The following is a 22,117-nucleotide window of genomic DNA, read 5'->3' on the forward strand; positions in this document are numbered from 1 at the left end:
CCTGAACGCCCTCAAACACTACACACAACACTACACACACTGTGGTGTGTTGTGTAGTGTTCGCACGTGTTCCTCATCCGAAATTCTCACAGCTCAGGATGTTTTCGCAGTTCAATCATAATTTTCTCGGTCTGCGCAACACTACACAACACTACATACAACACACCACCCAACACTCCATAGTGTGGTGTGTTGGGTGGTGTATGAGTGTTAAGTGTTCTGTTGACGAAGTTCGGCTTAGTGGCCACGCTCCTGTTCGATAGCCTTGCCCTCGTTCCAAAATGGTGCGAGCTTATTATCAAACATGGACAGCGCGGAACCGATAGCCATGTGCATATCCAGGTACTGGTAGGTGCCCAAGCGGCCACCAAAGAGAACCTTATTATCCTTCGACTCCTGAGCGGCGAGCTTACGGTAAGCCTCCAGCTTGGTGCGGTCCTCTGGGGTATTGATGGGGTAGTACGGCTCATCGCCCTTGTCGGCGAAGCGCGAATACTCCTTCATGATGACCGTCTTATCCTTCGGGTACTTATCCTTGCGCTCCGGGTGGAAGTGGCGGAACTCATGGATGCGGGTGTAATCCACGTCCGCATCGTTGTAGTTCATCACCGGGGTGCCCTGGAAGTCGCCGGTATCCAGCACCTCCAAGTCAAAGTCTAGGGTGCGCCACCCCAGCTCGCCCTCGGCAAAATCAAAGTAGCGATCCAGTGGGCCGGTGTAGACCACGGGCGCATCTGGGGACTCGGCGCGCAGCTCTTCGCGCACCTCGAACCAATCGGTATCCAGGCGGACCTCAATATTGTCGTGGTCAGCCATGTTTTCTAGCCATGCCGCGTAGCCGTCGACCGGCAGGCCCTCATAGGTGTCGTTGAAGTAGCGGTTATTGAAGGTATAGCGCACCGGCAGGCGGGTGATATTCGCGGCTGGCAGCTCCTTCGGATCTGTCTGCCACTGCTTTGCGGTGTAATCGCGGATGAAGGCCTCATACAGTGGGCGACCGATGAGCGAGATGGCCTTTTCCTCCAGGTTTTGTGCCTCTTCCGGGGAGAATTCGCCGGCCTGGTCCTTAATGAGCTGGCGGGCCTCATCCGGTGAGTAGTAGCGGCCAAAGAACTGGTTGATAAGACCCAGGCCCATTGGGAATTGGTAGGCGGTGCCATCGTGCATGGCAAACACGCGGTGCTGGTAGTCGGTGAAATCGGTGAACTTATTGCAGTAGTCCCACACGCGCTTATTAGAGGTATGGAAGAGGTGCGCACCGTACTTGTGCACCTCGATTCCGGTGGTGGGTTCGGCCTCGGAATAGGCATTGCCGCCGAGGTGATTGCGGCGCTCCACAATGAGCACCTTCTTATCCAGCTGGCTAGCGGCGCGCTCGGCAACCGTTAGACCAAAAAATCCAGAGCCAACAACGATGAGGTCATAAGAAGTCATGGCCTCCACTTTATTGCACTACGGCAGCTGACACGGCGCATCGGCGTGTCGCAACAGATTTCACAGAAGTCACAAACGTACCATCACTATCAACTCTTAACTTTTGGCAACCGTTTTTACAGCTGCACAACCCCAGGGAGATAACAGTGCAACAACGACGTCGACTAGTACCCACCAGGTCAAAGTGGTCCACCCCCGTCATCGCGGCGGTCACCTCCATCGCGCTCGCCGTTACGGCCGCATTCGGCGGACAGCAAGTTCTCAAGACTCAAGACTCCGGCAACGGTGGTCCCATTGAGGTCAAAAATTCCTCCTCTAGCTTCAGTGACGGCGAATCCATCGTCGTCGATGACCCAGCCGTAGCCGCACAGGGCGACGGCGAAAGCCGCCGCGCGGTCAAGCAGTTCCACCGCGACGAAACCTTCAACATGTTCGCCGTCACCTGGGAGGGCAAGCGAGATATCAACTCCTTCGTCCGTTCCAAGCAGCAGGACGGTTCCTGGAGCGAATGGCTGCCCATGGACGCAATGAACTACACCGAGGGCAAGAACGGCACCGAGCTCATCTTCGTGGGCGATACCAACGATGTGCAGGTCTCTATGGCCAACGTTGACCTCGTGACCGGTTCCAACCTCGACAAGAAGGAAGACTCCCTCCTGGACAAGGCCGCCAAGGGCGCTGATGCCAACCGCCCCGCGCCGCTTGCGTACAACGTCGGCGATATCTCCCCCGTGGCCGATGAGCGCACCCAGGTTGCGGATCTCGACGCCGTGTTTATCGACGGCAACGCCCAGGAAGGCGAAGCCATCGAGCCCACCGCAGAAACCGCGGGCATGCCCAAGGTGGTCACCCGCGCCGGCTGGGGCGCAGACGAATCTAAGCGCTGCCAGCAGCCAACCTACGACGATGGCATCAAGGCCATGACCCTGCACCACACCGCGGGTACCAATAACTACACCCGCGCACAGGCAGCGGCACAGGTACGCGGCGCCTACGAGTATCATGCGCAGAACCTGGGCTGGTGCGATATCGGATACAACGTGCTGGTGGATAAGTTCGGCACCATCTACGAAGGCCGCTACGGCGGCTTGGACAAGGCCGTACAAGGCGCCCACGTGGGCGGCTTCAACTCCAATAACTGGGGCATTTCCATGATTGGCAACTACGAGACAGCGGAGCCGTCTCGTGAGATGCTCAACTCCGTCGCCGAGATTGCAGGCTGGAAGGCTGCTACCTCCGGCATCGACCCGATGGGCACGGCCAGCTTGTACTCCGGCGGCTTCTACGGCTCCAAGTTCCCTGCCGGAACCACGGCCACCGTGCCGGCCTTCGCAGGCCACAATGATTTCCACAACACCGCCTGCCCAGGTCAGTACACCATGCGCCACTGGGACGAGATTCGAAAGAATACCAAGCGCAAGGCGGATGCCATCAAGTCCGGCAAGAACAGCACGGACCTGAACTGGCAAGAGTCTCCACAGTCCAATACCCCCAAGACCCCGCAGGATATCCCCAAGACCCCGCAGCAGGTGGGCGAAGAAATCACGTCCTCGCTGGGCGACGTCGAGGTCCCAGTCTCGACCATCTCCGCCCTTGCCGGCATCGCTGCTGCCGTCTTCGGCGTGCTCATCGCCAGCGACCGCGTACAAAAGCCAGACACCGATCAGCAGGTGGCGGGCAACCTGACCACCGGCGATATCCCGGAGATTGTCAATAAGGTTGTCCAGGTCTCCAGCAACGAAGGCCTGAAGGAATCTTGGACCTCCGTCCTCAACGCTTTCGGTCCAGTCCTAGGCCTGGCAGTCGGCGGCCCGGACACCACCGATGGCGGCAAGATCCTTTACCAGCTCTTCCAAAATGGCGTGGTGCTCTCCTCCAAGGAGTCCGGCACCAAGGCCCTGACGGGTGAGATTGCCAAGAAGTGGTCCGAGGGCGATAATGCCTCCAAGCTCGGCCTGCCTACCTCCAACGAGGAAAAGAATGGCAAGGAAATCCGCGTGAAGTTCCAGGGTGGCGAGATTGTCTACAACACCGAAACGGAAAAGGTAGACATCTTCACCGACTAGAACCAGCGCTCTAGCACCTTAGCGACGCCCGCCTGGTGGTTAGCCACGGTGACCGCATCCGCGGCCGCCTTAACCTCCGGGTGGGCGTTTTCCATGGCCACACCACAGCCGGCCCACGTCAGCATCTCTATATCGTTGGGCATATCCCCAAAGGCAATAGTCTCCTGCTGGGCGACGCCGGTGTGCTCCGCCAGCCATTCCACCCCGCGGCGCTTAGTCACATTGGGCGCGGCAACCTCCAAGATTCCTTCCTGCATGGAATAGGTCAGGTGCGCAAGCTCCGGATCGATGTGCGGCGCAATGAGCTCATAGAGCTCTGGGGCGGAGTAGTCCGTGTTGCGGATGAGGAACTTTACCGCCGGCTGCCCCACTAGCTCGCCCATGCTGACCACGCCGAAGCCCTCAAACAGGGCGTTTTCGGAATAGTGGCGCTCGACTACGAAGAGGTCCTCGACGGCGTCGGCAAGCGAGCCCCCTGCCCGCTCCGCGCCAAAGCCTACGGTGCCCAGTACCGTCTGGGCCACGTCCACCACTTCCGCCAACGCGGCGGGCGAAAGCTCATGGGCAGACATCACCCGATCCTCCGCGGAGTCATACAACACAGCACCGTTCGAGGTTACGCATACCGGCCGCACGGGCAGCTGCTCCAGCACCGGGGCAATCCAGCGGAACGGACGACCGGTAGAAAGCGCAAAATAGGCACCCTGTTGGACTGCCCGCGCCACGGCGTCACGATTGCGACGCGGGACGCGATGGTTGCGGTCCAGCAGGGTGCCGTCAATATCGCTCGCGATGAGGCGAGGCGCGCGGGCTGGGAAATTCTCCATACCCGCGAGTTTACGTCAGGACTTAGATGTTCAGGTCCTCGTCCTCGTTATCCTCCCATTCCAGGGAGCGCTTAATAGCGCGCTTCCAGTCGCGGTAGAGCCCTTCTACCTCTTCCTTTTCGCGCTTCGGCTTGAATACCTTCATGTCTCCGGTCTGGCTGCCCAAGACGCTGAGGTCATCCCAGAAGCCGTGGTCCAGGCCTGCCGCGAAGGCAGCACCGGTGGCGGTGGTCTCGATATTCTTCGGGCGGTGTACTTCCACGCCGAGGATATCGGACTGGAACTGCATCAACAGTTCATTCATGGTCATGCCACCATCCACGCGCAGCTCGGTAATCTCCACGCCGGAGTCCGCCACCATAGCGTCGGCAACATCGCGCGTCTGATACGCGGTGGATTCGAGCACGGCGCGAGCCAAGTGCTTGCGGTTAGCAAAGCGGGTCAGGCCCACGATGACGCCGCGGGCATCCGGGCGCCAGTACGGAGCGAAGAGTCCGGAGAAGGCCGGCACGATATAAACGCCGCCGTTGTCCTTAACCTCGCGCGCCAGGTTTTCGATGGACGCAGCGTTGGGAATGATCTGCAGGTTATCGCGCAGCCACTGCACCAGGGAACCGCCCATGGATACAGATCCCTCAAGCGCGTACACGGGGCGCTCGCCCTCGCGCTGGAAGCAGACGGTGGTCAGCAGGCCGTTCTCGGAGAACTTCGGGGTGGTACCCGTATTCAGCAGGAGGAACAGGCCGGTTCCGTAGGTATTCTTTGCGGAACCTGCGCGGAAGCAACCCTGGCCGAACATCGCGGACTGCTGGTCACCCAGGATGGCGCGGATAGGCACGCCGGAAAGCGAGCCGCGCTCACGCACGGTACGGAAATCACCCAGGGACGGGCGAATCTCCGGCAGCATGGACATCGGGATGCCCATTTCCTTACACAATTCCTCATCCCACTCCAGCTTTTCGATGTCCATAAGCAAAGTGCGGGAGGCATTGGTGACGTCGGTGGCGTGCAGCGCTTCGCGGCCGGCATCGCCCTCCGCGCCGCCAGTGAGGTTCCACAGCAGCCAGCTATCAATGGTGCCGAAGAGCAGATCGCCTGCCTCGGCACGCTCGCGGGCACCTTCGACGTTATCGAGGATCCACTTCACCTTCGGTCCCGCCGGGTAGGAGTTGATAATCAGACCGGTGCGGCGGCGCCACTTTTCTGGCCCTTCCTCACCCGAGAGTTCCTTACAGATAGCGGTGGTTCGGGTATCTTGCCAGACAATGGCGTTGTAGACCGGCTTACCGGTGTGCTTATCCCACACCACGGTGGTCTCACGCTGGTTGGTGATACCTACCGAGTCAATGTCTTCGACGGTGATATCGCCATTGGCAAGAGCCTCACCGACGGCGCGACGGGTATTGCTCCAGATTTCTTCTGGGTCATGTTCTACCCAGCCTTTTTCGGGGAAGATCTGCTCGTGCTCGAGCTGGCCAACGGCAGCCTGCTCGCCGTTGTGGTCAAAGATGATGCAGCGCGTCGACGTGGTTCCCTGGTCGATAGCAGCGACGTATTTCTTGTTAGTCATGTGTCTAGTCTCCTATACGAAGATGGAATTAGAGCGCAACGGACAACAGGCCAACGGCTACGGCCGCGACCAACGGGGCCACGATGGGGACCCAAGCATAGCCCCAGTTCGCGCTGCCTTTGTCCTGGATGGGCAAGATGAATGCATAAGCAATTCGCGGGCCCAGGTCACGGACCGGATTGATGGCATAACCCGTAGGGGTACCAAGGGACAGGCCGACCGCCACCACAACGAAAGCAACAGCGAAGTAGCTCATTGGGCCAAGCTCGCCGCCGGTGGGACCGAAGGCGATGAACATCAACAGCACGCAGGTGGCGATGAACTCCGTCACCGCATTCCAGCCGTTCTTAGGATGTGCCGGCTTGGTAAAGAAGATACCGTTGGTGTCCTTATTGGCGCCGGTGACGTTTCCGGCGTCGTCGTAATTATTGGCGTCGAAAAGCTGCTTGAAGGCAGCCCACGCCAGGATGGCACCGAGGATAGCGCCGAGGATCTGGCCCAGTAAGTAGTACGGAACCAGGGACCACTCGAGCGAGCCATTGACGGCCAACATTACGGTGACGGCGGGGTTAAGGTGCCCGCCCGTGGGATCGGCCACGCTCGCGCCGACGAAGACCGCCATGCCCCACCCCAGGGCGATAACGATCCAATCGGAGCCGCGTGCGCCAGAGGTGCGCAGGTTTACCAGCGCACATACGCCGTTGCCTAGAAGGAGCAGCAACGCAGTGCCGATAAACTCCCACAGGAATGCATCAAATCCGGTCATAACTTATACCTCGTTTTGGGTGGGTCGGGCGGATCCTGCGCGCACCAAAATGTCATTGGCCTCACGGTCAGTTACCGCAGCTTCTGCTTCAAGTTCGGCCTGCGTGTGGGCCTTGAATTGGGATACCTCGCGCTCCTTGTCGGCGTCGCTCCAGCCCAGCAGCGGTGCTACAAAATCAGCAACGGCCGGGGCGGCATTCACACCGCGGTCGCCGTACTCGATGGCGATGCGCAGGCGGCGGGACAAGATGTCTTCCAAGTGCAATGCACCCTCGTGGGTGACGGCGTAGCGGACCTCGGCCCACAGGTAGGACTCGGCACCCGGAACTGGCTCGAGCAGGGAGGCATCCTCTGCTGCCGGTGCCAAAACCTCACCCAGCAGGGAGCCATAGCGGCCGAGCAGGTGCTCAATGAACTTCTCGCTCAGGTTATAGCGACGAGCCAAGGATGGGACCTGGTTGGCCAAGGCGTGATAGCCGGCGGCGCCCAGGATCGGGGTTTGCTCGGTGATGGACTCTGGGACCTTGGTATCCAGCTCCTCCACTGCCAGGTCCACGGCATCCTTACCGATGACGCGGTACGTGGTGTACTTACCGCCGGCGACAGAGACCATACCTGGGGCCACGCGCGCAACCGCGTGGTTGCGGGAAAGGTTGGTGGTGGAATCGGACTTGCCGGACAGCAGCGGGCGCAGGCCGGAGTAGACGCCCACGATGTCATCGCGAGTGATCTTGCGGCGAACGCGCTGGTTAACCTGGTCCAAGATGTAGTCGATATCGGACTTGGTTGGTGCCGGATCTGGCAAAGATAGGCCCTTTTCCCAATCGGTATCGGTGGTACCGATAATCCAGTACTCGCCCCACGGGATAACGAAGAGGACGGACTTTTCGGTGACGAAGCACAGGGCTGCGTCTGCATCGAGCGCATCCTTCGGCACGACGATGTGCACGCCCTTGGAGGCGTGAACGGTGAACTTGCCCTCCACGCCGGCCATCTCTTGAATCTTGTCATTCCACACACCGGTGGCGTTGATAAAGACCTTGCCGCGCACGGTGGTCTCGCGGCCGGTGGCGGTATCGCGCACCTTGGCGCCTACGATGCGGCCGCCGCGGTCCTTGTCAAAGCCAATGACCTCGGTATTGGTACGCACGTCGGCACCGTACTCGGCGGCGGTACGCAGCACGGTCATGGTGTGGCGGGCGTCATCAACCAAGGTGTCGTAGTAGCGCACGCCGCCCACAATGGCATCGTCCTTCAGACCCGGGGTCACCTTCAGCACGCCCTTGCGGGTGAGGTGCTTTTGCATTGGCACGCTCTTCGAGCCACCCATGAGGTCATAAAGAGTAAAGCCACCGAACATCATCACGCGCTCCCATACGTGGTGGGTCAGCGGGAAGATAAACTTCAGCGGCTTCACCAGGTGGGGTGCCAGGGTGGACATGTTCAGCTCGCGCTCCTTGAGGGACTCCGCCACCAGGCGGAAGTCAAACATGGCCAGGTAGCGCAGGCCACCGTGGAACATCTTGGAGGAGCGAGAAGAGGTACCTGCGGCGAAGTCGCGCGCCTCAATGACGGCGGTCTTGAGGCCGCGGGTAGCGGCGTCCGCTGCCGCACCAGCGCCTACGGAACCGCCACCGATGATGACTACGTCGTAGTCCTCATCCGCGTACCCATTCCATAGATTTTCAAAGTATTCGGGGTTAAAGGATTGGTTGCTTTGCTGGGTCATTACTGACCGCATCTCCTTCCTTGGTGCTTGCATGTGCCTGCGCCATAAATCCATGAATGAGATGGCAAAAGCACAGCCAAAAGCAGTGAATTGTGGTTTCGGTGGAAAGTATCACACCGCGGCTGCAGAGACTTTATCTCCTGAAATCTATGTTAGGAGTCACGGACGCGAGTTACACATGTGGTTACTCACACGTAAGTTTCAGGCCCGTAAGCAGTCAGTTTTCTTAAAATACTTAGACATTCAAAAAGAAAAACCACCCCCTCGCGGGGGTGCAAAGCGGACGAAAATCCTTCGCTATTTCTGCGCTAACCGCGCCATTGCTTCAAGCACTTCGGACATTCCGGCTTTCTCGGCAGAATAAGTGACCGCCTGAGCGCCTTTGACCACCTCAATAGGGGCAGTTTCCAACGCCACCACCGGCATCCGGTCTAGGAAATCCTCATCTCCTGGCTCGTTAGCAAAAACCAGGGCCTCCTCCGGCTTAGCTTTCAGATCCTCGAGGATGCGCTCCACGCCTTGTACCGCAGTCGCGGCAGTGACGGACAGTGCATCGGTATCGAGTCGCGGCTGCACAGCGTCCTCATCAACGACAACGCTCCACACGGCTTGCGGAACTTCCACTTCACCGGCGGGTGATATCACGATCAGGACTTCGGCCGCCGGGTAGATATCTGCCAAAGCCTTGTGCAATCGCGGAGTTAGCGCGCCATCTTCCCAATTCAGCGCGCTGCTCTGCGCCACTACCACGCGGGGGATGGAAGAAAATTGCGCCTTCATGCGGTGTGGCAAGCGCGAAACGATAAGCCGGGATTGGGTGGCTGCCGCCAACAGGCCCTGCTCCGCTACGGAACCAGCCCATATCTCCTTACTGCTGGCCGTGATGGACGCTTGGGTTTGCGCCACATCCGACTTCAGCTGCGCCATGATATCCGCGACCTTATCGCGACCTTCATCCAAGCCGCGGGTTGCCTCTTCTACCACGGCGTTGAGGTTGTTCTTGATCCACTCCAGGGTCTCCGGGGCGGTCCGCGCCTTATTCTTTGGCTCCTCCCCGTCCGCTCCCTTGGCGGCGGCCATGTGGTTGCGCACCAAGTCAACCGTAGTAACCGAGACGCGTTCTTTGAGGCCCACTAGATCGTCGCGCAACCGGCGTACGCGGTGGCGCTCGGTTTCTACTTCAGCATCTCGAGCTTCTGCCTCTTCAAGGGTAGGAGCCCCTCCACCTTTACGGGCGGGCACCCAGTATTCACCGGCAGGCATGGGTCCAAATTCGGCTTCGTACTGTTCCCATAGCCCTTCCAATGCCTCTTGCATGCGGCGTCGAATCTCCGCGGTATCAGCCTCCGCATCGCCGGTGGGATAGTACGGTTCGAGGGCGGTAATAAAGACAGGGGTCTTGGTCCGTCCCAGGTTCTTTTTGTGTCCCTTGGTCCACAGGCGCTGCGAACCAAAAATGACCTGTGGGACTACCGGCACCCCCGCCTCATAGGCAATGCGGGAGGCGCCACTTTTCATGCTGCGGATTTCAAAGCTGCGGGAAATTGTGCCTTCAGAAAACACGCCCACGAGTTCGCCGTCCTTGGCCAGCTGTACCGCTTGGCGGAAGGAGGCGCTGCCATCTATACGGTCAACTGGCACGTGATGCATGGCCTTCAACAACGGACCCGCCACCGGTGCTTTGAAGATTCCAGCCTTAGCCAAGAAGCGCACCAGACGCTTCTTGCGATAGGCCAAAAAGGCGCCGAAGAGGAAATCCATGTAGCCGGTGTGGTTGCAGACCAACACCGCGCCGCCCTTATCGGGGATATTTTCTTCCCCCGAAAGGCGCATTTTTAATCCCTGTGCCAGAGTCACCCCCCTGCCAATGTGGGCGATCTGGCGGTACAGGAAATTCGTCGCAGCGTTCATAACTCTCCAGGACGACGGCGGACTTACTGCGGGGTCAGGACATCCTTGCCCACGAACGGGCGCAGGGCCTCAGGGACAACGACGGAGCCGTCGGCCTGCTGGTGGTTTTCCAAAATGGCAACGAGCCAGCGGGTAGTCGCCAGCGTGCCGTTCAGGGTAGCTGCGGTCTGGGTCTTGCCGTTCTCGTCGCGGTAGCGGGTGGACAGGCGGCGAGCCTGGAAGGTGGTGCAGTTCGAGGTGGAGGTCAGCTCACGGTAGGTGCCTTGGGTAGGAACCCAAGCCTCATTGTCGAACTTGCGGGCCGCCGAAGAACCGAGGTCGCCACCGGCAATGTCGATGGTGCGGTAAGGCAGTTCCATGGCTGCAAGCATGTCCTTTTCCATGGACAGAAGGCGCTGGTGCATTTCTTCCGCGTCCTCCGGCTTGCAGTAGACAAACATCTCCAGCTTGTCGAATTGGTGGACGCGCAGGATGCCGCGAGTGTCCTTACCGTGGGAGCCAGCCTCACGGCGGAAGCAGGAGGACCAGCCGGCATACTGCAGCGGGCCATTGGAGAGGTCGATGATCTCATCCTTGTGGTAACCAGCAAGGGCCACCTCAGAGGTACCGACCAGGTACATATCGTCGGCCGGCAGGTAGTAAATCTCATCGGAGTGCTGGCCCAAGAAACCGGTGCCGGACATAATGTCTGGGCGAACCAGAACTGGAGGGATCATCAGCTTGAAGCCAGCTTCGCGCGCCTTCTGCGCCGCGAGCATCAGCATTCCCAGCTGCAGGAAGGCGCCATCGCCAGTGAGGTAGTAGAAACGAGCGCCGCCTACCTTGGCGCCACGCTTGACGTCGATAAGGCCGAGGGACTCACCCAACTCAAGGTGATCCTTTGGCTCGAAGTCGAACTCAGGAATCTGGCCGACTTCTTCGACCACTACGAAGTCATCTTCACCGCCGGCCGGGGCACCTTCGACCACGTTATCGAGCTTGTACTGCAGCTCTTCCACCTTGGCTTCAGCGGCAGACTGTGCCTCTTCCGCCTCCTTGACCTTGGCCTTCAGCTCATTAGAGCCCTCCAGCAGTGCCGGACGCTCCTCCGGGGAGGCTTGGCCAATCTTCTTGCCAAAAGCCTTCTGCTCGGAGCGCAGTTCGTCGGCCTTTTGGATAGCAGCGCGGCGCTGCTCATCAGCTTCCAAAAGCTGGTCTACGAGGGAGGGATCCTCACCTCGGTTCACCTGGGAAGCACGGACAACGTCGGGGTTTTCGCGGAGTAGCTTGAGATCAATCACGAATGTAAGTTTAGCGTATTGGCAACACCTTGCGGTGGTAATAACCAGCGAATTATGATGGCTTTATGTCCGCCGTTCAGCTCCCCGCCCGCACAATTACGGACGGTCCCGTTCCAAAACACACCCAATTGCACGATATCCTCGAAGAATTGTGCCGCACGACCCTCAAACCCGGCGATATCCTGCCCGGCGAGAGGCTTCTTGAAGAAACCTATGGCGTGTCACGAATCACGGTCCGCCGCGCCATCGGGGATCTTGTCGCGGCCGGAAAATTGCGCCGCGTCCGCGGTAAGGGCACCTTCGTAGCGCCCAATCCCCTTGTCTCCCGGCTCCACCTGGCCTCATTCTCGGACGAGATGGGCGCACAAGACGTCACCGCCTCCTCCAAAATCCTTACCAGCGGACGCAGCAGCGCCCCGGAGGATGCCGCCCTCTTTTTTGATACTCCTGCCCAAACCGAACATATTCACCTGCGCCGCCTGCGCTTGGGCGATGGCGAGCCCTACTCCATTGATGACGGCTGGTATAACTCCACGTATGCGCCCAGCCTGCTAGAAAATGACACCTACAATTCGGTCTACGCCATCCTCGACTCCGTCTTTAACGTCCCCATTACCGATGCGGATCAAACGGTCTCGGCGATTTCCGCCGATGCGGACACTGCCCCGCTTCTCGACGTCCCCGTGGGCACCCCACTGCTACACATCGTGCGCTACTCCCGCTCGGGCGATAGGCCGGTGGAGTGGTGTTCCTCGGTCTACCGCACCGACCGCTACCGGCTGACTACCCGGGTGGCTAGGGAGAACAGTATCTAGCCAGCACCCTGCTTAAAAGGTAAGATTAAAGGCCTTATGAAGAAATCACCTGCGTGGCGTTCCGCTGTGGCCGTCCAGATTGTCTTGATTGCGGCAATCGCGGCGGCCGTTTTCATGGGCATCTATGGCGTTATCAGCTCCCACAAATCGGGCGGCGAAGACACTACCGCTGCCCAGCAGCACAATAGCGGGGATACTTCAGAAACCGCCGCTCCTAAACCGGAGCCCTTCACCGCTGCGGCCGCCGGCGCTTGCTTGACGTGGGACATCGCCCAGGATGGCTCCGCCACCGGGTTCAAGGAAGTACCGTGCTCCGATCAGCACCGCTTCGAGGTTTCCAAGACCGAAGACCTCAGCGTCTACCCCACCAGCGAATTCGGCCCTGATGCCAACCGCCCAGCGCTTACTCGCCAACACCAATTGCGCGATGAGCTGTGCGAATCCGCCACTGTGGGCTATCTGCACGGTAAGTGGGATCCGAATGGCAAGTACGACGTAGCGTCCATTCTGCCGCCGCAGTCCGCCTGGGATCGCGGCGACCGCACCTTGCTGTGCGGCCTGCAAACCACCGATGATCACGGCGTACCGCAGCTTACTGGCGGCAACGTCGAGGCCTCCGAGCAGGCTAACCTCGCCAAGCCGGGCGAATGCTTGGCCATCGATGACAAGCAGGTTCCGCACGTCGTCGACTGCGCCAAGCCCCACCAAATGGAGACCGTTTCCGTCATCGATGTGGGCAAGCAGTTCCCTGACGGTTACCCGGACGGCAAGGATATGGACAAGTTCCTATCCGATACGTGTACCGCCGCCACCGAGGACTACCTTGGCGGCGAGGAACAGCTCTACCAGTCCACGCTGCAACCATTCTGGGGCTCTATCACCGAGGCCTCGTGGAACGGCGGCACCAAGTCCGTCAATTGCTCCCTTGTGCACGCCCGCGAAGGCGGCGGTTTCTCTGCCATCACCGGTTCCGCTACCGGTGGCCGCCAGGCGCTGACTATCGACGGCCAACCGCCGGAGGAACGCCCTGAGCGCAATCCACTGCGTGAGAGCAAGGACAATAATCCGGCACCCGAGTCCGCCGCCCCCGCACCGGCCCCAGCGCCCTAATGGTGGAGGTATCGGAAGAGCGCTTCGATGAGATGGTCAACGAGGCGCTCGATCAAGTCCCCGAGGAATTCGTGCGCCGCATGCGCAACCTCGTCATCTTGGTCGAAGATGAAAATCCCGATAACCCTATGTTGCTAGGACTCTACGAGGGTGTGGCACTGCCTCACCGCACCTTCGATCACACCGGTTTCCTGCCCGATGCGATCTTCATTTACCGCAACACGCTGCAGCGCTGGTCCGGCAGCGAGGAAGAATTAGCAGAGCAGGTCAAGGTCACCGTATTCCACGAACTCGGCCATTACTTTGGCCTCGAGGAAGAGGAACTGCACCGCTTGGGCTGGGGCTAGAGCTCCGTATCCGCCCACCGGGTTAACGTCCACTCACCAAAGTCCTTGCCGCGCGGTTCCATCACCATAAAGCGGCAATTGGCCAGGTAGCCGGTATAGGCAAAGTCGGAGTCAACGCCCGTGGCATGTTTGGTGACCACGCGGATGGCGGCGCCGTGGCTGACAAGGATGACATCCTGGTCGTCGGCAAGCTGCTCCGCAATGCCCTCCAGCACCGGCTGGTAGCGCGCCAGCACATCATCCAAGGTCTCGCCGCCTTCCATCCCGGCGCCGCGCTCGCCATCGCACCAGCCACGCATGGCCACCATGTGCGACCTATGGGCATCCTCGCTACCGTCCATCTCCCAGTCACCGGCGAAAATTTCGTGCACGCCGGCAACTACGTCAACGCGCTGGGAAAATTCCGGCATGCCGCGCTCCTGCTCAAAGGCGCGTGCCGCCAGCATCGCGGTCTGCTGAGCGCGCAGCGCAATGGAGCATTTAAATTCCACTTCGCGCTCGCCCACCAACTGCGCTAGCTCCTGGCCTACCTCCGTGGCTTGGTCGCGCCCGCGCTCGGTAAGTTCTGCCCCGGGCGGACGGGTATCGAGGAAGCGGGAAATATTGGAATAGGTCTGGCCGTGGCGCAGCAGGATAATTCTTCCGGGCATGCTTCTAGATTATTGGCCCCTGCGTGCCCGCGCTACCCAATCATCCGCCGCTGCCAGATCGCGCGGTGGCTTTCCCGCGGGCGTTGCCGCCGGCCAGGAGCCGAGGAAAAGCAAGTCCTCTGCCCGCAACCACAAGGCCCGCAGCGCCTCTGCCACCGGTTGATCGTCAATGTGCCCGATGAGGTCCACGTAGAAGCGGTACGTACCAAAGGCCTCCCGCGTCGGCCGCGACTCAATCCGGGACAGGTCCACCCCACGGTGCGCAAAGTCCTGCAACGCCCCCACCAGGCTGCCCGGTTCATTTGGCAAGGTGAAGATGACGCTGGTGCGGTCCTGGCCAGTTCTTGCCGTGGGTTTTCCCGGACGTCCCACCAGGACGAAGCGCGTTGCGGCGCCCTCAACATCTGCCACGTCCTGGGCGATGGTCTCCAGCCCAAAGATCTCGGCGGCCCGCGCCGGCGCTGCGGCCGCATCCGCTTCCCCACGGGCTACAGCCTCGGCCGCGGCGGCATTGGAACTGGCCGGCACGAACTCTACCTCCGGCAAATTGTCCTTCACCCAGCCGCGGATTTGCTGGAATGCCACCGGGTGGGTGCTCAGCCGCGCAATGTCGCCCGCGCCTTGCCGGGTCATGATGCTAAAGGCCACGGGGATATCCACCTCGCGGTAAATCTGCACGGGTTCGGCTTCAACCAGCGCATCAAAGGTGGTGGTCACAGCGCCATCGACGGAATTTTCAATGGCTACGCAGGCGTACTCGGCGTGCCCGGCGCGCACGGCGGCCACGGCCTCCGAAGGCGAGCTAACCGGCATGGTCTCTGCCTGCGGCAGGTGCGCGGCAAACTTATGCACGGCCGCTTCCGTAAAGGTTCCGGCTGGCCCCAGGAAGGCGATGGTGGTAGTCATGCACGTCACCTTAGCCCACTAGACTGGTGCCCCATGGACTTTTCCGTAGAACAACTCCGCGCGGATCTGCACGGCCTTACCCCCGAGGAGCACGGTTTCACCTACCTGGATGTGGACCGCGAGCCCTCCGGCCGAGGCCGGCTGAGCGGCTGGGTTCTTTCCGCCAAGGATCTCTGCGATGTCCGCGGCATGCCTACTACCTTGGGAAATGTCGATCGCACTTACTACCCCGAGCGCAGCGATGCCTTTATCGAGGCCTTGGAGAAGCAAGGTGCGCGCATCATCGGCAAATCCTCCACCCCGGAGTTGGGTCTGCGCGTAGATACGGAACCAGTAGGCCTGCCCCATCCCGATAATCCCCTCTATCCCGGCTGCACCCCGGGTGGTTCCTCGGGCGGTGCGGCGGTACAGGTCGCGCGGGGGTTGCTGCGCGCGGCGCACGCCAGCGATGGCGGCGGCTCCATCCGAGTGCCGGCCGCGGCCTGCGGCGTGGTGGGCTTCAAACCGGCAGGTGATGAAATGGGTGTGCAAGGCTTTATTACCCGTACAGTGGCCGATAATGCCTTTCTGCATGGCCACCGCATGATCACCCCGCGCGCCCGCATCGGCCTGCTGGTGGAGCCGCTGTTTTGCGATGCCAACGTCGATGCCCACCACCTGCGCGCCGCCCGCGAGGCCGCCCAACGCCTACAGGCTGCCGGCTTCACCGTGGTGCCTATTTCCCCGTATCCGCAGGCCCGGGCCACCTTTGCGCATTTCCGCACGACCTTTACCTCCCGTTTGGCGGGGCTCAACCCGGCGGCAGGCTACGCCGAGTGGATTGCTCAGCAGGGCCGGCGCGTAAGCTCCGCTGAGCTGGCCGCGGCGCGGGCCCATGTCCGGCAGCTGCCCGACTTGCTGGCCCAAGAATGGGGCGTCGATGCCATCCTCACCCCAATGCTGACCACAGACCCGCCGCGTATTGGTTCTTTCCTGTCCCTGCCCCATGCGGAGAATTTCGCGGCCCAGACCCGGTGGTCTCCGTGGGGTTCCCTCTTCAACATGGCCCGCCTGCCAGCCATTTCCGTGCCATGGGCCGTTCCCAATCACCCGCCGGTGGGCGTGCACCTGGGAGGCATTACGCTTTCCGACGCCGCCCTGCTCGGCCTCGCCCACATCCTCCACCCATGACCAAGTCCCTACGCGCCGAGCTGCTCATCGTCCTCACCCTCACCTTTGGCATTTCCGGGGTGCGGGCGGTGTTAAACCTCATCAATTCCCTGGCCGCGCCGCAGCGGCTCGACGAGCAATCGGTCACCCTCAATTCCAGCCAATCCTCCCTTGCTTGGGTGGATATGGGACTGCAGCTGTGCTCGGCCGCCGTGCTCTTTTCCTATGGAGCCTTAGCGCTTTTCCTGCTGGCCAAGGACCGCTTTGTGCCCCGTGCCCACCGCGCCCGCGACTGGCTCGAAGGCGGAGGGCTTGCCGCCCTCATTGGCATCCCGGGGCTCACCCTGTATGTCGCGGCGGTGCACTTGGGGTGGAGCAAGGAGGTCATCCCCGGCGACTTCGCCAATGCTTGGGTGGAAATCCCCGTTTCCCTCCTCAAGGCCGGCGCCAACGCCTTCGCGGAGGAAACCGTGGTGGTGATGTGGCTGATGACGCGTTTGCGCCAGGCCCGCTGGTCGCTGCCAGCCACGCTGGCCGCAAGCTCCATCCTGCGCGGTTCTTATCACCTCTACCAGGGAGTTTCCGCTGGCTTTGGCAATATCATCATGGGTTTATTCTACGGCTACTACTACCACCGCACGGGGCGGGTATGGCCTTTGGTCATAGCGCACTTTCTTATCGACGCCGTCGCTTTCGTGGGTTATTCCTTCCTGTGAAAATGCCCTTAGGGGGACGTCGCGAAGCAGGCGTTGCTCCCTGCTCCTTGTAAGGTATAGCGCATGACTGAATCAGGACGAGATCCGCATAGGGAGGCCCGCCGCGCCGGCGACGATGCCTCCACTGAATTCGTCCTTGGGGCCGATGGACGTCCCCTCAAGGATCGATACGGCCGCCCCATTCGACGCCGTTCCTCCGCCCGCCCGGCGCCGCGGCGCGTGGAATCCGAGCAACAATCCTTCCGCGCTCCGCAACCACAGCGGCAGCAACAGCCCCCGCGTCGCACTCCGCCGCCAACACCGAGCCGCTACCCCAGCCAGTACCGCGCACAGCAGCGCCCGCCTCGTCGCACCGAACCGCGCCCGGCGCCCCGGCAGCGCCCGCATAGCCGGCGCAAAAAGGTCAATCCGGCCAAGCGTGCCCTCGGCTGCGTTGGCTTGGCGCTCGTTGTCCTGCTGGTATTCAACCTCGTCTTCATGTTCTGGACCGATGCCCGCCTCACCCGCGTGGAGGCGCTGCCAGAAGAACAAGTGTCTAATACCGCCGGCACCAATTGGTTGCTCGTCGGTTCTGACTCCCGCCAAGGCCTCAGCGAGGAACAGCAGGCTGAACTGGGCACCGGTGGTGATGTGGGCGAGGGCCGCACCGATACCATCATGCTGCTGCACATCCCACGCACCGGCAAGGCGAAGCTCGTTTCCATCCCACGCGATAGCTACGTGGAAGTCCCCGGTTTTGGCATGGACAAGATCAATGCTGCCTTTACCTACGGTGGACCGCAGCTCCTTTCCCAAACCGTCGAGGGCACGACCGGTCTGCGCATCGACCACTACGCCGAGATCGGCATGGGCGGCCTAGCCAATGTGGTCGACTCCGTCGGCGGCGTAGACGTATGCGTGAAGGAACCCATCAATGACCCGCTGGCCGGCATTGATCTCCAAGGTGGCTGCCAGAAGCTCAAGGGCCGCGACGCCCTCGGGTACGTGCGCACCCGCGCCACCGCCATGGGTGACCTTGACCGCGTGCAGCGACAGCGCGAATTCTTCTCCGCATTGCTGGATAAGGTTGCTTCCCCGGCCACCCTGATTAACCCATTCCGTGCCTTCTCCTTGGTCAACCACACCGCCTCCTCGTTCATCGTGGACGAGGGCGACCATGTCTGGCACCTCGCCCGCGTGGCACTAGCCATGGGCTCCGGTGTAGACACTGAAACCGTCCCCATCGGCGGTTTCCAAGACACCGAGGTAGGAAACGTCGTCCTCTGGGACGATGAAGCAGCCGCCGGGTTGTGGGATTCTCTCAAATAGGGATTAACACATGGCCCGGGCCCGGCCCAACGATCCGTGGGAGTAAACGTCGGTGACAAACGCGGCGTACACAAAGCCTTTCTTCGTGCACACGTACTTAATGTCGGCCACCCACAGCTTGTTCGGGCTCTGAGCTTTGAATTCACGCTCGACTAAGTCCGGGCGCAGATCAGGTATGTTAGCTTTTCGGGTTGTGATAGGTGATCCGCCTTTGCCTGTGCCAGAAACACCGGCCAGGCGCATCAGCCGGGTGGATTGTTCACGTCCGATATCAATGCAATTCCGTCACGGCGGAGAGTATGCTTTTCCACGCACCGTAGACACCGCAATTATCCCGATGAACAGCACTAATGCGTTGAACCAGAACAGCATCACGAAGGCGACGAGCACTTAATCCACGGGCCTTGGACTGGCCATAACCACGCGAGGTGATAAACCCACCAGCCCGGTTATTCTTAAACGTCTTACACATGAACTCGGGCAGTGAAACGATTCCGGTATTCATCGATGAACCGGATCATTTCTTAACGTTTTGGGCCTGGTTCCGACGTGAAAAAGCCGAGGCAGCCTTCAACAGCTCATTAGTGTCGCGTAGCTCTTGAATTTTACGGCGTAGCCGCGCGTCTTCGGCGGCCAAATCTTCAGGCACAGGTTCTGGGGTTTTCCCGCACGGCGGGTCTGCCAAAGTCCATTGACAAGCCATGTGCCATGAAACCCCGGCTATCGGGGTACAGCCTGGCACGCGGGGTGCATCGACATTTTTCCGCCACGATGCGATCTTCCCCGAGACGGACCACACGGTCCTTGGTATCTTGGTCAAATTTGCTCGTCATTTTCCGGATTTTCCCATCTGCTCAGACGGAACAAATCCTGGGACATTTCAGTTAATTCCCTTTCAGGCTTGACTACACGTCTAGAATGAATCAGGCGTGCTTACGACAGGTGTGTGGTAATTCATTGCGTCGAGTGCGTATGCGAGCTGCCCAAAAGGAATGGAAACACATGGTAACAAGAAGTCAGATGTCGCGTCGGTATAGCGACATGACGACAAGCGTTAATCAACTCAAGAACACTGCGGAGAAACAACTTCGTGCAACACGTGTCGGAAATGCTATTTCGGCATCCGCCGCTGCACTGAACCACCGTGACCAGCAGACTACGCACAGTCTGCTGGAGGAGTCTATTGAGGTCCAGCGAGAGCAGACTCGGCGGATTGTGGGTGAACTGCGGACGATTGATGAGTCAATCAATTCTTTCGCACAAAAAACTGAGGAGCAACTTGAAGATCTCAAACATATTAACTTTGCTCAATGGCGCGATGGTGTGGGTCGGGAATATTACTACAACTATAGGCCGCAAGCAAAGAAGTATATTGAAAAATTCGAGAACCTATCCAATGCATGGCTACGCGTAGTGTCGGCAAGAATGGTAGATGTTGTCCGGGAATTTCCGCAATGGAAGGAGCAGCATTGGCGGTCTGATGCCCTTAAAACAGGTGTGTTCATTGATCCCCCTGAGCTGGAGGAGCCACCGGTAGACAAGGAGTTGCCACGGCAAAGGATCCCAGATGGGTTCGCAGGATACGTTATGATTCTCGGCCCGTCTGTGGTGATCATGATCTTGGCTACAATTCTTCTCCCAGTTATCATCGGAATTGGTGGAACCGTTGCACAGGTTGGGCTCGAGGGCGATATGAAGAGTCGATTTGATGCACTAGCCGAAGAATATCCCGAGTTTGTGGAGAATCAGGAAAATCTAATTCCTGATTTTTATGATGCAGCTGAAGCTCAAATGCTGCTAGATGAGGGCTGTACGGCCGAGACCATGCAAGAAGACTTAGACCGAGCTTCCTCAAAGGGAGTCGAACTTGATCTGGCAGCATTCCCTCAAGACGCCGCCGGTGTGGAGCGATACTGCTCGACAAGAACGAGCGTGCTGCAAGCCGCCCGCGACATGGAAAACCAATCCGACCAATCTGTGAATAACGGCACCAACGTTATAATGAAGGTCCTCGGTTTGGCGTTTCTCGTCGCTATTATTCTCCCCTTTATCATCGCATTTCTTAGGCGTAAAATGCGGCAGGATCGACGTGAAGTCGAGCAGCAGAACCAGGCCGCGATTGAGGCTTGGCAGCAGCGTGCAGAACAACGCAAGGTGGAATTCCAGCAGCGAAACGACCAAGCACGCGAAGAAGCATTTGAAAAATTCCAACGAGTTTTGGGTGTGCCGATCAACAAGAACCTCGGCACCCTTTGGGCAGATAGGTCAACGCGTAATATGGCCCAGACGTTGTCCTCCATCGTAGGAAATGAATTGCGCCGTCCGCCGGTAGTGGAGGAGCTTCCGAAGGTTGGAGAGCCCAGGCTAAATCCTCAAATTCCGTCTGTATTGAGTGAGGCTCTCGTTAGCAGTAAATAAGGTTGCCGCAGCTCTTAACATCCTTGTCTGGGAAACTATGCCAGACAAGGATGTTGTCGTTTTCTCTACTGTTTGAGCTTTGCTTCCTCCAGCACAGAAGGTCCATGATGTGAGTTTACCGGGTCTTCTACATTTCGTTTCTGTGACGGAGGAATTGAGGTGTTCGCAAAGCTTTGAGGGTCTCTTTTGATGCTTGAACAAGAAGGGAAAATCGATCTACCTGACACAGCGCGTGAAATCAAAAATACCGTGTAACAACTCCGTGGTCGCCGCAGATTCTGCCACCAACATTTCCACTACGGAGCTAGTACAAATCAACACGGTTTGAGGCCTCATTTGTTGTGCTTTTGAGGATTACCCTTAAATGTGTAGCAGCGTTCCTAAATAGTATGTCAATCTCGCGGGTGAACTGCTCCCCACTATTTGGTAGCTGATTGGGCCTGCCCCGGAAAGTTAAGATTACCCTCGTTTAGTGGACACCCTATTAGTACGGATCTTGTGTCCGTAGGAGAGGATGGGGCCGACCCTCGGAAAGTGGACACATCGGGGGTTAACTATGCGTCTTTAGCCAGTGTAGCTGAAGTCTCGGCTTCAAAAACATCAGGAGCCACAATATTGCACCAGGAGTGTCGTCTGCGCGTGTTGTAGCGCATGCACCACCGGAAGACATCCTGACGGCAGGCGATCGGATCCTTAAAGACTTTCCGATCACGCAAAACTTCCCGCTTTAAGGTAGCGTTAAACGATTTCGCTAGGGCGTTTACCGCGCCCATGGATTGGCGTCCACCCAGCGACAAGCAGTAGTTTCTAAACGCTTGTGAGGTGTACGCACTGCCGCGATCGGAGTGGAAAACAGCCTCATCAAGACTGCCACGCACACCGTGTGCGTGGGCTAGGACATCGATGACCAGTGAGCCTCGCATGTGGTTCGCGAGTGCATAACCTGCAAGTTTACGCGAATAGGTGTCAATGACTGTAGCCAAATACATGTTTTGCCTCCCCTGCACGGCAGGTAGGTAATATCGCCGACATAAACACGGTTCGGCGTATCAGCGGTGAATGTACGGCCCACTAGATCTGGCATGACACGGTGACCAGGCTTGCGCCGGGTGGTGA

At 59.4% G+C, this 22,117-nt stretch carries 18 protein-coding genes; 8 read left to right on the forward strand and 10 right to left on the reverse strand.

Features of this window, described 5'->3' with window-relative positions; genetic code table 11:
* Nucleotides 1-237: 237 nt before the first annotated feature.
* Entirely contained in the window at nucleotides 238-1,434 is a 1,197-nt protein-coding gene (gene glf, locus MHY08_RS05135; RefSeq protein WP_040425343.1) for a UDP-galactopyranose mutase, read from the reverse strand.
* A 146-nt stretch (nucleotides 1,435-1,580) separates the two neighbouring features.
* On the opposite strand from glf, the gene MHY08_RS05140 reads away from it, so the two are divergent.
* Nucleotides 1,581-3,500, forward strand: coding sequence for an N-acetylmuramoyl-L-alanine amidase (locus tag MHY08_RS05140; RefSeq protein WP_239235659.1), 1,920 nt, complete (start codon nucleotides 1,581-1,583; stop codon nucleotides 3,498-3,500).
* On the opposite strand, the gene MHY08_RS05145 is transcribed toward MHY08_RS05140, so the two are convergent.
* The 6 genes from MHY08_RS05145 to serS form a co-directional block, all read right to left on the reverse strand.
* Entirely contained in the window at nucleotides 3,497-4,327 is an 831-nt protein-coding gene (locus MHY08_RS05145; protein WP_005327047.1) for a Cof-type HAD-IIB family hydrolase, read from the reverse strand. The two genes, MHY08_RS05140 and MHY08_RS05145, sit on opposite strands and share 4 nt — an antisense overlap.
* Before the next feature lie 22 nt (nucleotides 4,328-4,349).
* Entirely contained in the window at nucleotides 4,350-5,897 is a 1,548-nt protein-coding gene (glpK, locus tag MHY08_RS05150) for a glycerol kinase GlpK (RefSeq protein WP_239228404.1), read from the reverse strand.
* A gap of 28 nt (nucleotides 5,898-5,925) precedes the next feature.
* Nucleotides 5,926-6,663: an MIP/aquaporin family protein gene (locus MHY08_RS05155; protein ID WP_239228403.1), complete on the reverse strand. Its 738-nt coding sequence runs from the start codon at nucleotides 6,661-6,663 to the stop codon at nucleotides 5,926-5,928.
* Between the two features lie 3 nt (nucleotides 6,664-6,666).
* Nucleotides 6,667-8,391 carry a glycerol-3-phosphate dehydrogenase/oxidase gene (locus MHY08_RS05160; protein WP_239228402.1) on the reverse strand — a complete coding sequence of 575 codons (1,725 nt, stop codon included), beginning with the start codon at nucleotides 8,389-8,391 and terminating at the stop codon, nucleotides 6,667-6,669.
* A 297-nt stretch (nucleotides 8,392-8,688) separates the two neighbouring features.
* The gene (locus MHY08_RS05165) at nucleotides 8,689-10,302 is read right to left on the reverse strand and encodes a 1-acyl-sn-glycerol-3-phosphate acyltransferase (RefSeq protein WP_239235661.1); all 1,614 of its coding nucleotides are present in this window, start codon (nucleotides 10,300-10,302) and stop codon (nucleotides 8,689-8,691) included.
* Between the two features lie 23 nt (nucleotides 10,303-10,325).
* Entirely contained in the window at nucleotides 10,326-11,582 is a 1,257-nt protein-coding gene (serS, locus tag MHY08_RS05170; RefSeq protein WP_150850412.1) for a serine--tRNA ligase, read from the reverse strand.
* Between the two features lie 65 nt (nucleotides 11,583-11,647).
* On the opposite strand from serS, the gene MHY08_RS05175 reads away from it, so the two are divergent.
* The 3 genes from MHY08_RS05175 to MHY08_RS05185 are packed head-to-tail and all read left to right on the forward strand — an operon-like array spanning nucleotide 11,648 to nucleotide 13,854.
* Complete coding sequence (locus MHY08_RS05175; protein WP_005325388.1) at nucleotides 11,648-12,397, forward strand: GntR family transcriptional regulator; 750 nt, start codon at nucleotides 11,648-11,650, stop codon at nucleotides 12,395-12,397.
* Between the two features lie 36 nt (nucleotides 12,398-12,433).
* Nucleotides 12,434-13,507 carry a septum formation family protein gene (locus MHY08_RS05180; RefSeq protein WP_239228400.1) on the forward strand — a complete coding sequence of 358 codons (1,074 nt, stop codon included), beginning with the start codon at nucleotides 12,434-12,436 and terminating at the stop codon, nucleotides 13,505-13,507.
* Nucleotides 13,507-13,854, forward strand: coding sequence for a metallopeptidase family protein (locus MHY08_RS05185; RefSeq protein WP_049377520.1), 348 nt, complete (start codon nucleotides 13,507-13,509; stop codon nucleotides 13,852-13,854). Before MHY08_RS05180 ends, MHY08_RS05185 begins: the two co-directional genes overlap by 1 nt.
* Here the strand turns inward: MHY08_RS05185 and MHY08_RS05190 are convergent.
* Entirely contained in the window at nucleotides 13,851-14,504 is a 654-nt protein-coding gene (locus MHY08_RS05190; protein ID WP_239228399.1) for a histidine phosphatase family protein, read from the reverse strand. The genes MHY08_RS05185 and MHY08_RS05190 overlap by 4 nt on opposite strands.
* Before the next feature lie 9 nt (nucleotides 14,505-14,513).
* On the reverse strand, nucleotides 14,514-15,410 hold the full coding sequence (gene pheA / locus MHY08_RS05195) for a prephenate dehydratase (RefSeq protein ID WP_239235663.1): 897 nt from the start codon (nucleotides 15,408-15,410) through the stop codon (nucleotides 14,514-14,516).
* Nucleotides 15,411-15,443: 33 nt separating this feature from the next.
* Here pheA and MHY08_RS05200 point away from each other — a divergent pair, with 33 nt between their 5' ends.
* The 4 genes from MHY08_RS05200 (at nucleotide 15,444) to MHY08_RS05220 (ending at nucleotide 21,001) form a co-directional block, all read left to right on the forward strand.
* On the forward strand, nucleotides 15,444-16,580 hold the full coding sequence (locus tag MHY08_RS05200; RefSeq protein WP_239228397.1) for an amidase: 1,137 nt from the start codon (nucleotides 15,444-15,446) through the stop codon (nucleotides 16,578-16,580).
* Complete coding sequence (locus tag MHY08_RS05205) at nucleotides 16,577-17,275, forward strand: CPBP family intramembrane glutamic endopeptidase (protein WP_239235666.1); 699 nt, start codon at nucleotides 16,577-16,579, stop codon at nucleotides 17,273-17,275. The genes MHY08_RS05200 and MHY08_RS05205 overlap by 4 nt, the downstream gene beginning before the upstream one ends.
* A gap of 63 nt (nucleotides 17,276-17,338) precedes the next feature.
* Entirely contained in the window at nucleotides 17,339-18,583 is a 1,245-nt protein-coding gene (locus tag MHY08_RS05210; RefSeq protein ID WP_239235668.1) for an LCP family protein, read from the forward strand.
* Between the two features lie 1,041 nt (nucleotides 18,584-19,624).
* Nucleotides 19,625-21,001, forward strand: a complete 1,377-nt coding sequence (locus MHY08_RS05220; RefSeq protein WP_239235670.1) for a hypothetical protein — start codon at nucleotides 19,625-19,627, stop codon at nucleotides 20,999-21,001.
* 554 nt (nucleotides 21,002-21,555) lie between these two features.
* Here the strand turns inward: MHY08_RS05220 and MHY08_RS11745 are convergent.
* Entirely contained in the window at nucleotides 21,556-22,008 is a 453-nt protein-coding gene (locus MHY08_RS11745) for a DDE-type integrase/transposase/recombinase (protein WP_367398049.1), read from the reverse strand.
* Between the last annotated feature and the right edge of the window lie 109 nt (nucleotides 22,009-22,117).

This window comes from Corynebacterium sp. ACRPJ, assembly GCF_022347345.1.
GTDB lineage: Bacteria > Actinomycetota > Actinomycetes > Mycobacteriales > Mycobacteriaceae > Corynebacterium > Corynebacterium tuberculostearicum_D.

Excerpts from the sequence above, each read along its gene's own strand:
- pheA (WP_239235663.1), bottom strand. The coding sequence starts at position 15,410 with ATGACTACCACCATCGCCTTCCTGGGGCCAGCCGGAACCTTTACGGAA.
- MHY08_RS05160 (WP_239228402.1), bottom strand. The coding sequence starts at position 8,391 with ATGACCCAGCAAAGCAACCAATCCTTTAACCCCGAATACTTTGAAAAT.
- MHY08_RS05175 (WP_005325388.1), top strand. The coding sequence starts at position 11,648 with ATGTCCGCCGTTCAGCTCCCCGCCCGCACAATTACGGACGGTCCCGTT.
- MHY08_RS05180 (WP_239228400.1), top strand. The coding sequence starts at position 12,434 with ATGAAGAAATCACCTGCGTGGCGTTCCGCTGTGGCCGTCCAGATTGTC.
- MHY08_RS05220 (WP_239235670.1), top strand. The coding sequence starts at position 19,625 with ATGACGACAAGCGTTAATCAACTCAAGAACACTGCGGAGAAACAACTT.
- MHY08_RS05205 (WP_239235666.1), top strand. The coding sequence starts at position 16,577 with ATGACCAAGTCCCTACGCGCCGAGCTGCTCATCGTCCTCACCCTCACC.
- MHY08_RS05200 (WP_239228397.1), top strand. The coding sequence starts at position 15,444 with ATGGACTTTTCCGTAGAACAACTCCGCGCGGATCTGCACGGCCTTACC.
- glf (WP_040425343.1), bottom strand. The coding sequence starts at position 1,434 with ATGACTTCTTATGACCTCATCGTTGTTGGCTCTGGATTTTTTGGTCTA.
- MHY08_RS05185 (WP_049377520.1), top strand. The coding sequence starts at position 13,507 with ATGGTGGAGGTATCGGAAGAGCGCTTCGATGAGATGGTCAACGAGGCG.
- MHY08_RS05210 (WP_239235668.1), top strand. The coding sequence starts at position 17,339 with ATGACTGAATCAGGACGAGATCCGCATAGGGAGGCCCGCCGCGCCGGC.
- MHY08_RS05190 (WP_239228399.1), bottom strand. The coding sequence starts at position 14,504 with ATGCCCGGAAGAATTATCCTGCTGCGCCACGGCCAGACCTATTCCAAT.
- glpK (WP_239228404.1), bottom strand. The coding sequence starts at position 5,897 with ATGACTAACAAGAAATACGTCGCTGCTATCGACCAGGGAACCACGTCG.
- MHY08_RS05155 (WP_239228403.1), bottom strand. The coding sequence starts at position 6,663 with ATGACCGGATTTGATGCATTCCTGTGGGAGTTTATCGGCACTGCGTTG.
- MHY08_RS05165 (WP_239235661.1), bottom strand. The coding sequence starts at position 10,302 with ATGAACGCTGCGACGAATTTCCTGTACCGCCAGATCGCCCACATTGGC.
- MHY08_RS05145 (WP_005327047.1), bottom strand. The coding sequence starts at position 4,327 with ATGGAGAATTTCCCAGCCCGCGCGCCTCGCCTCATCGCGAGCGATATT.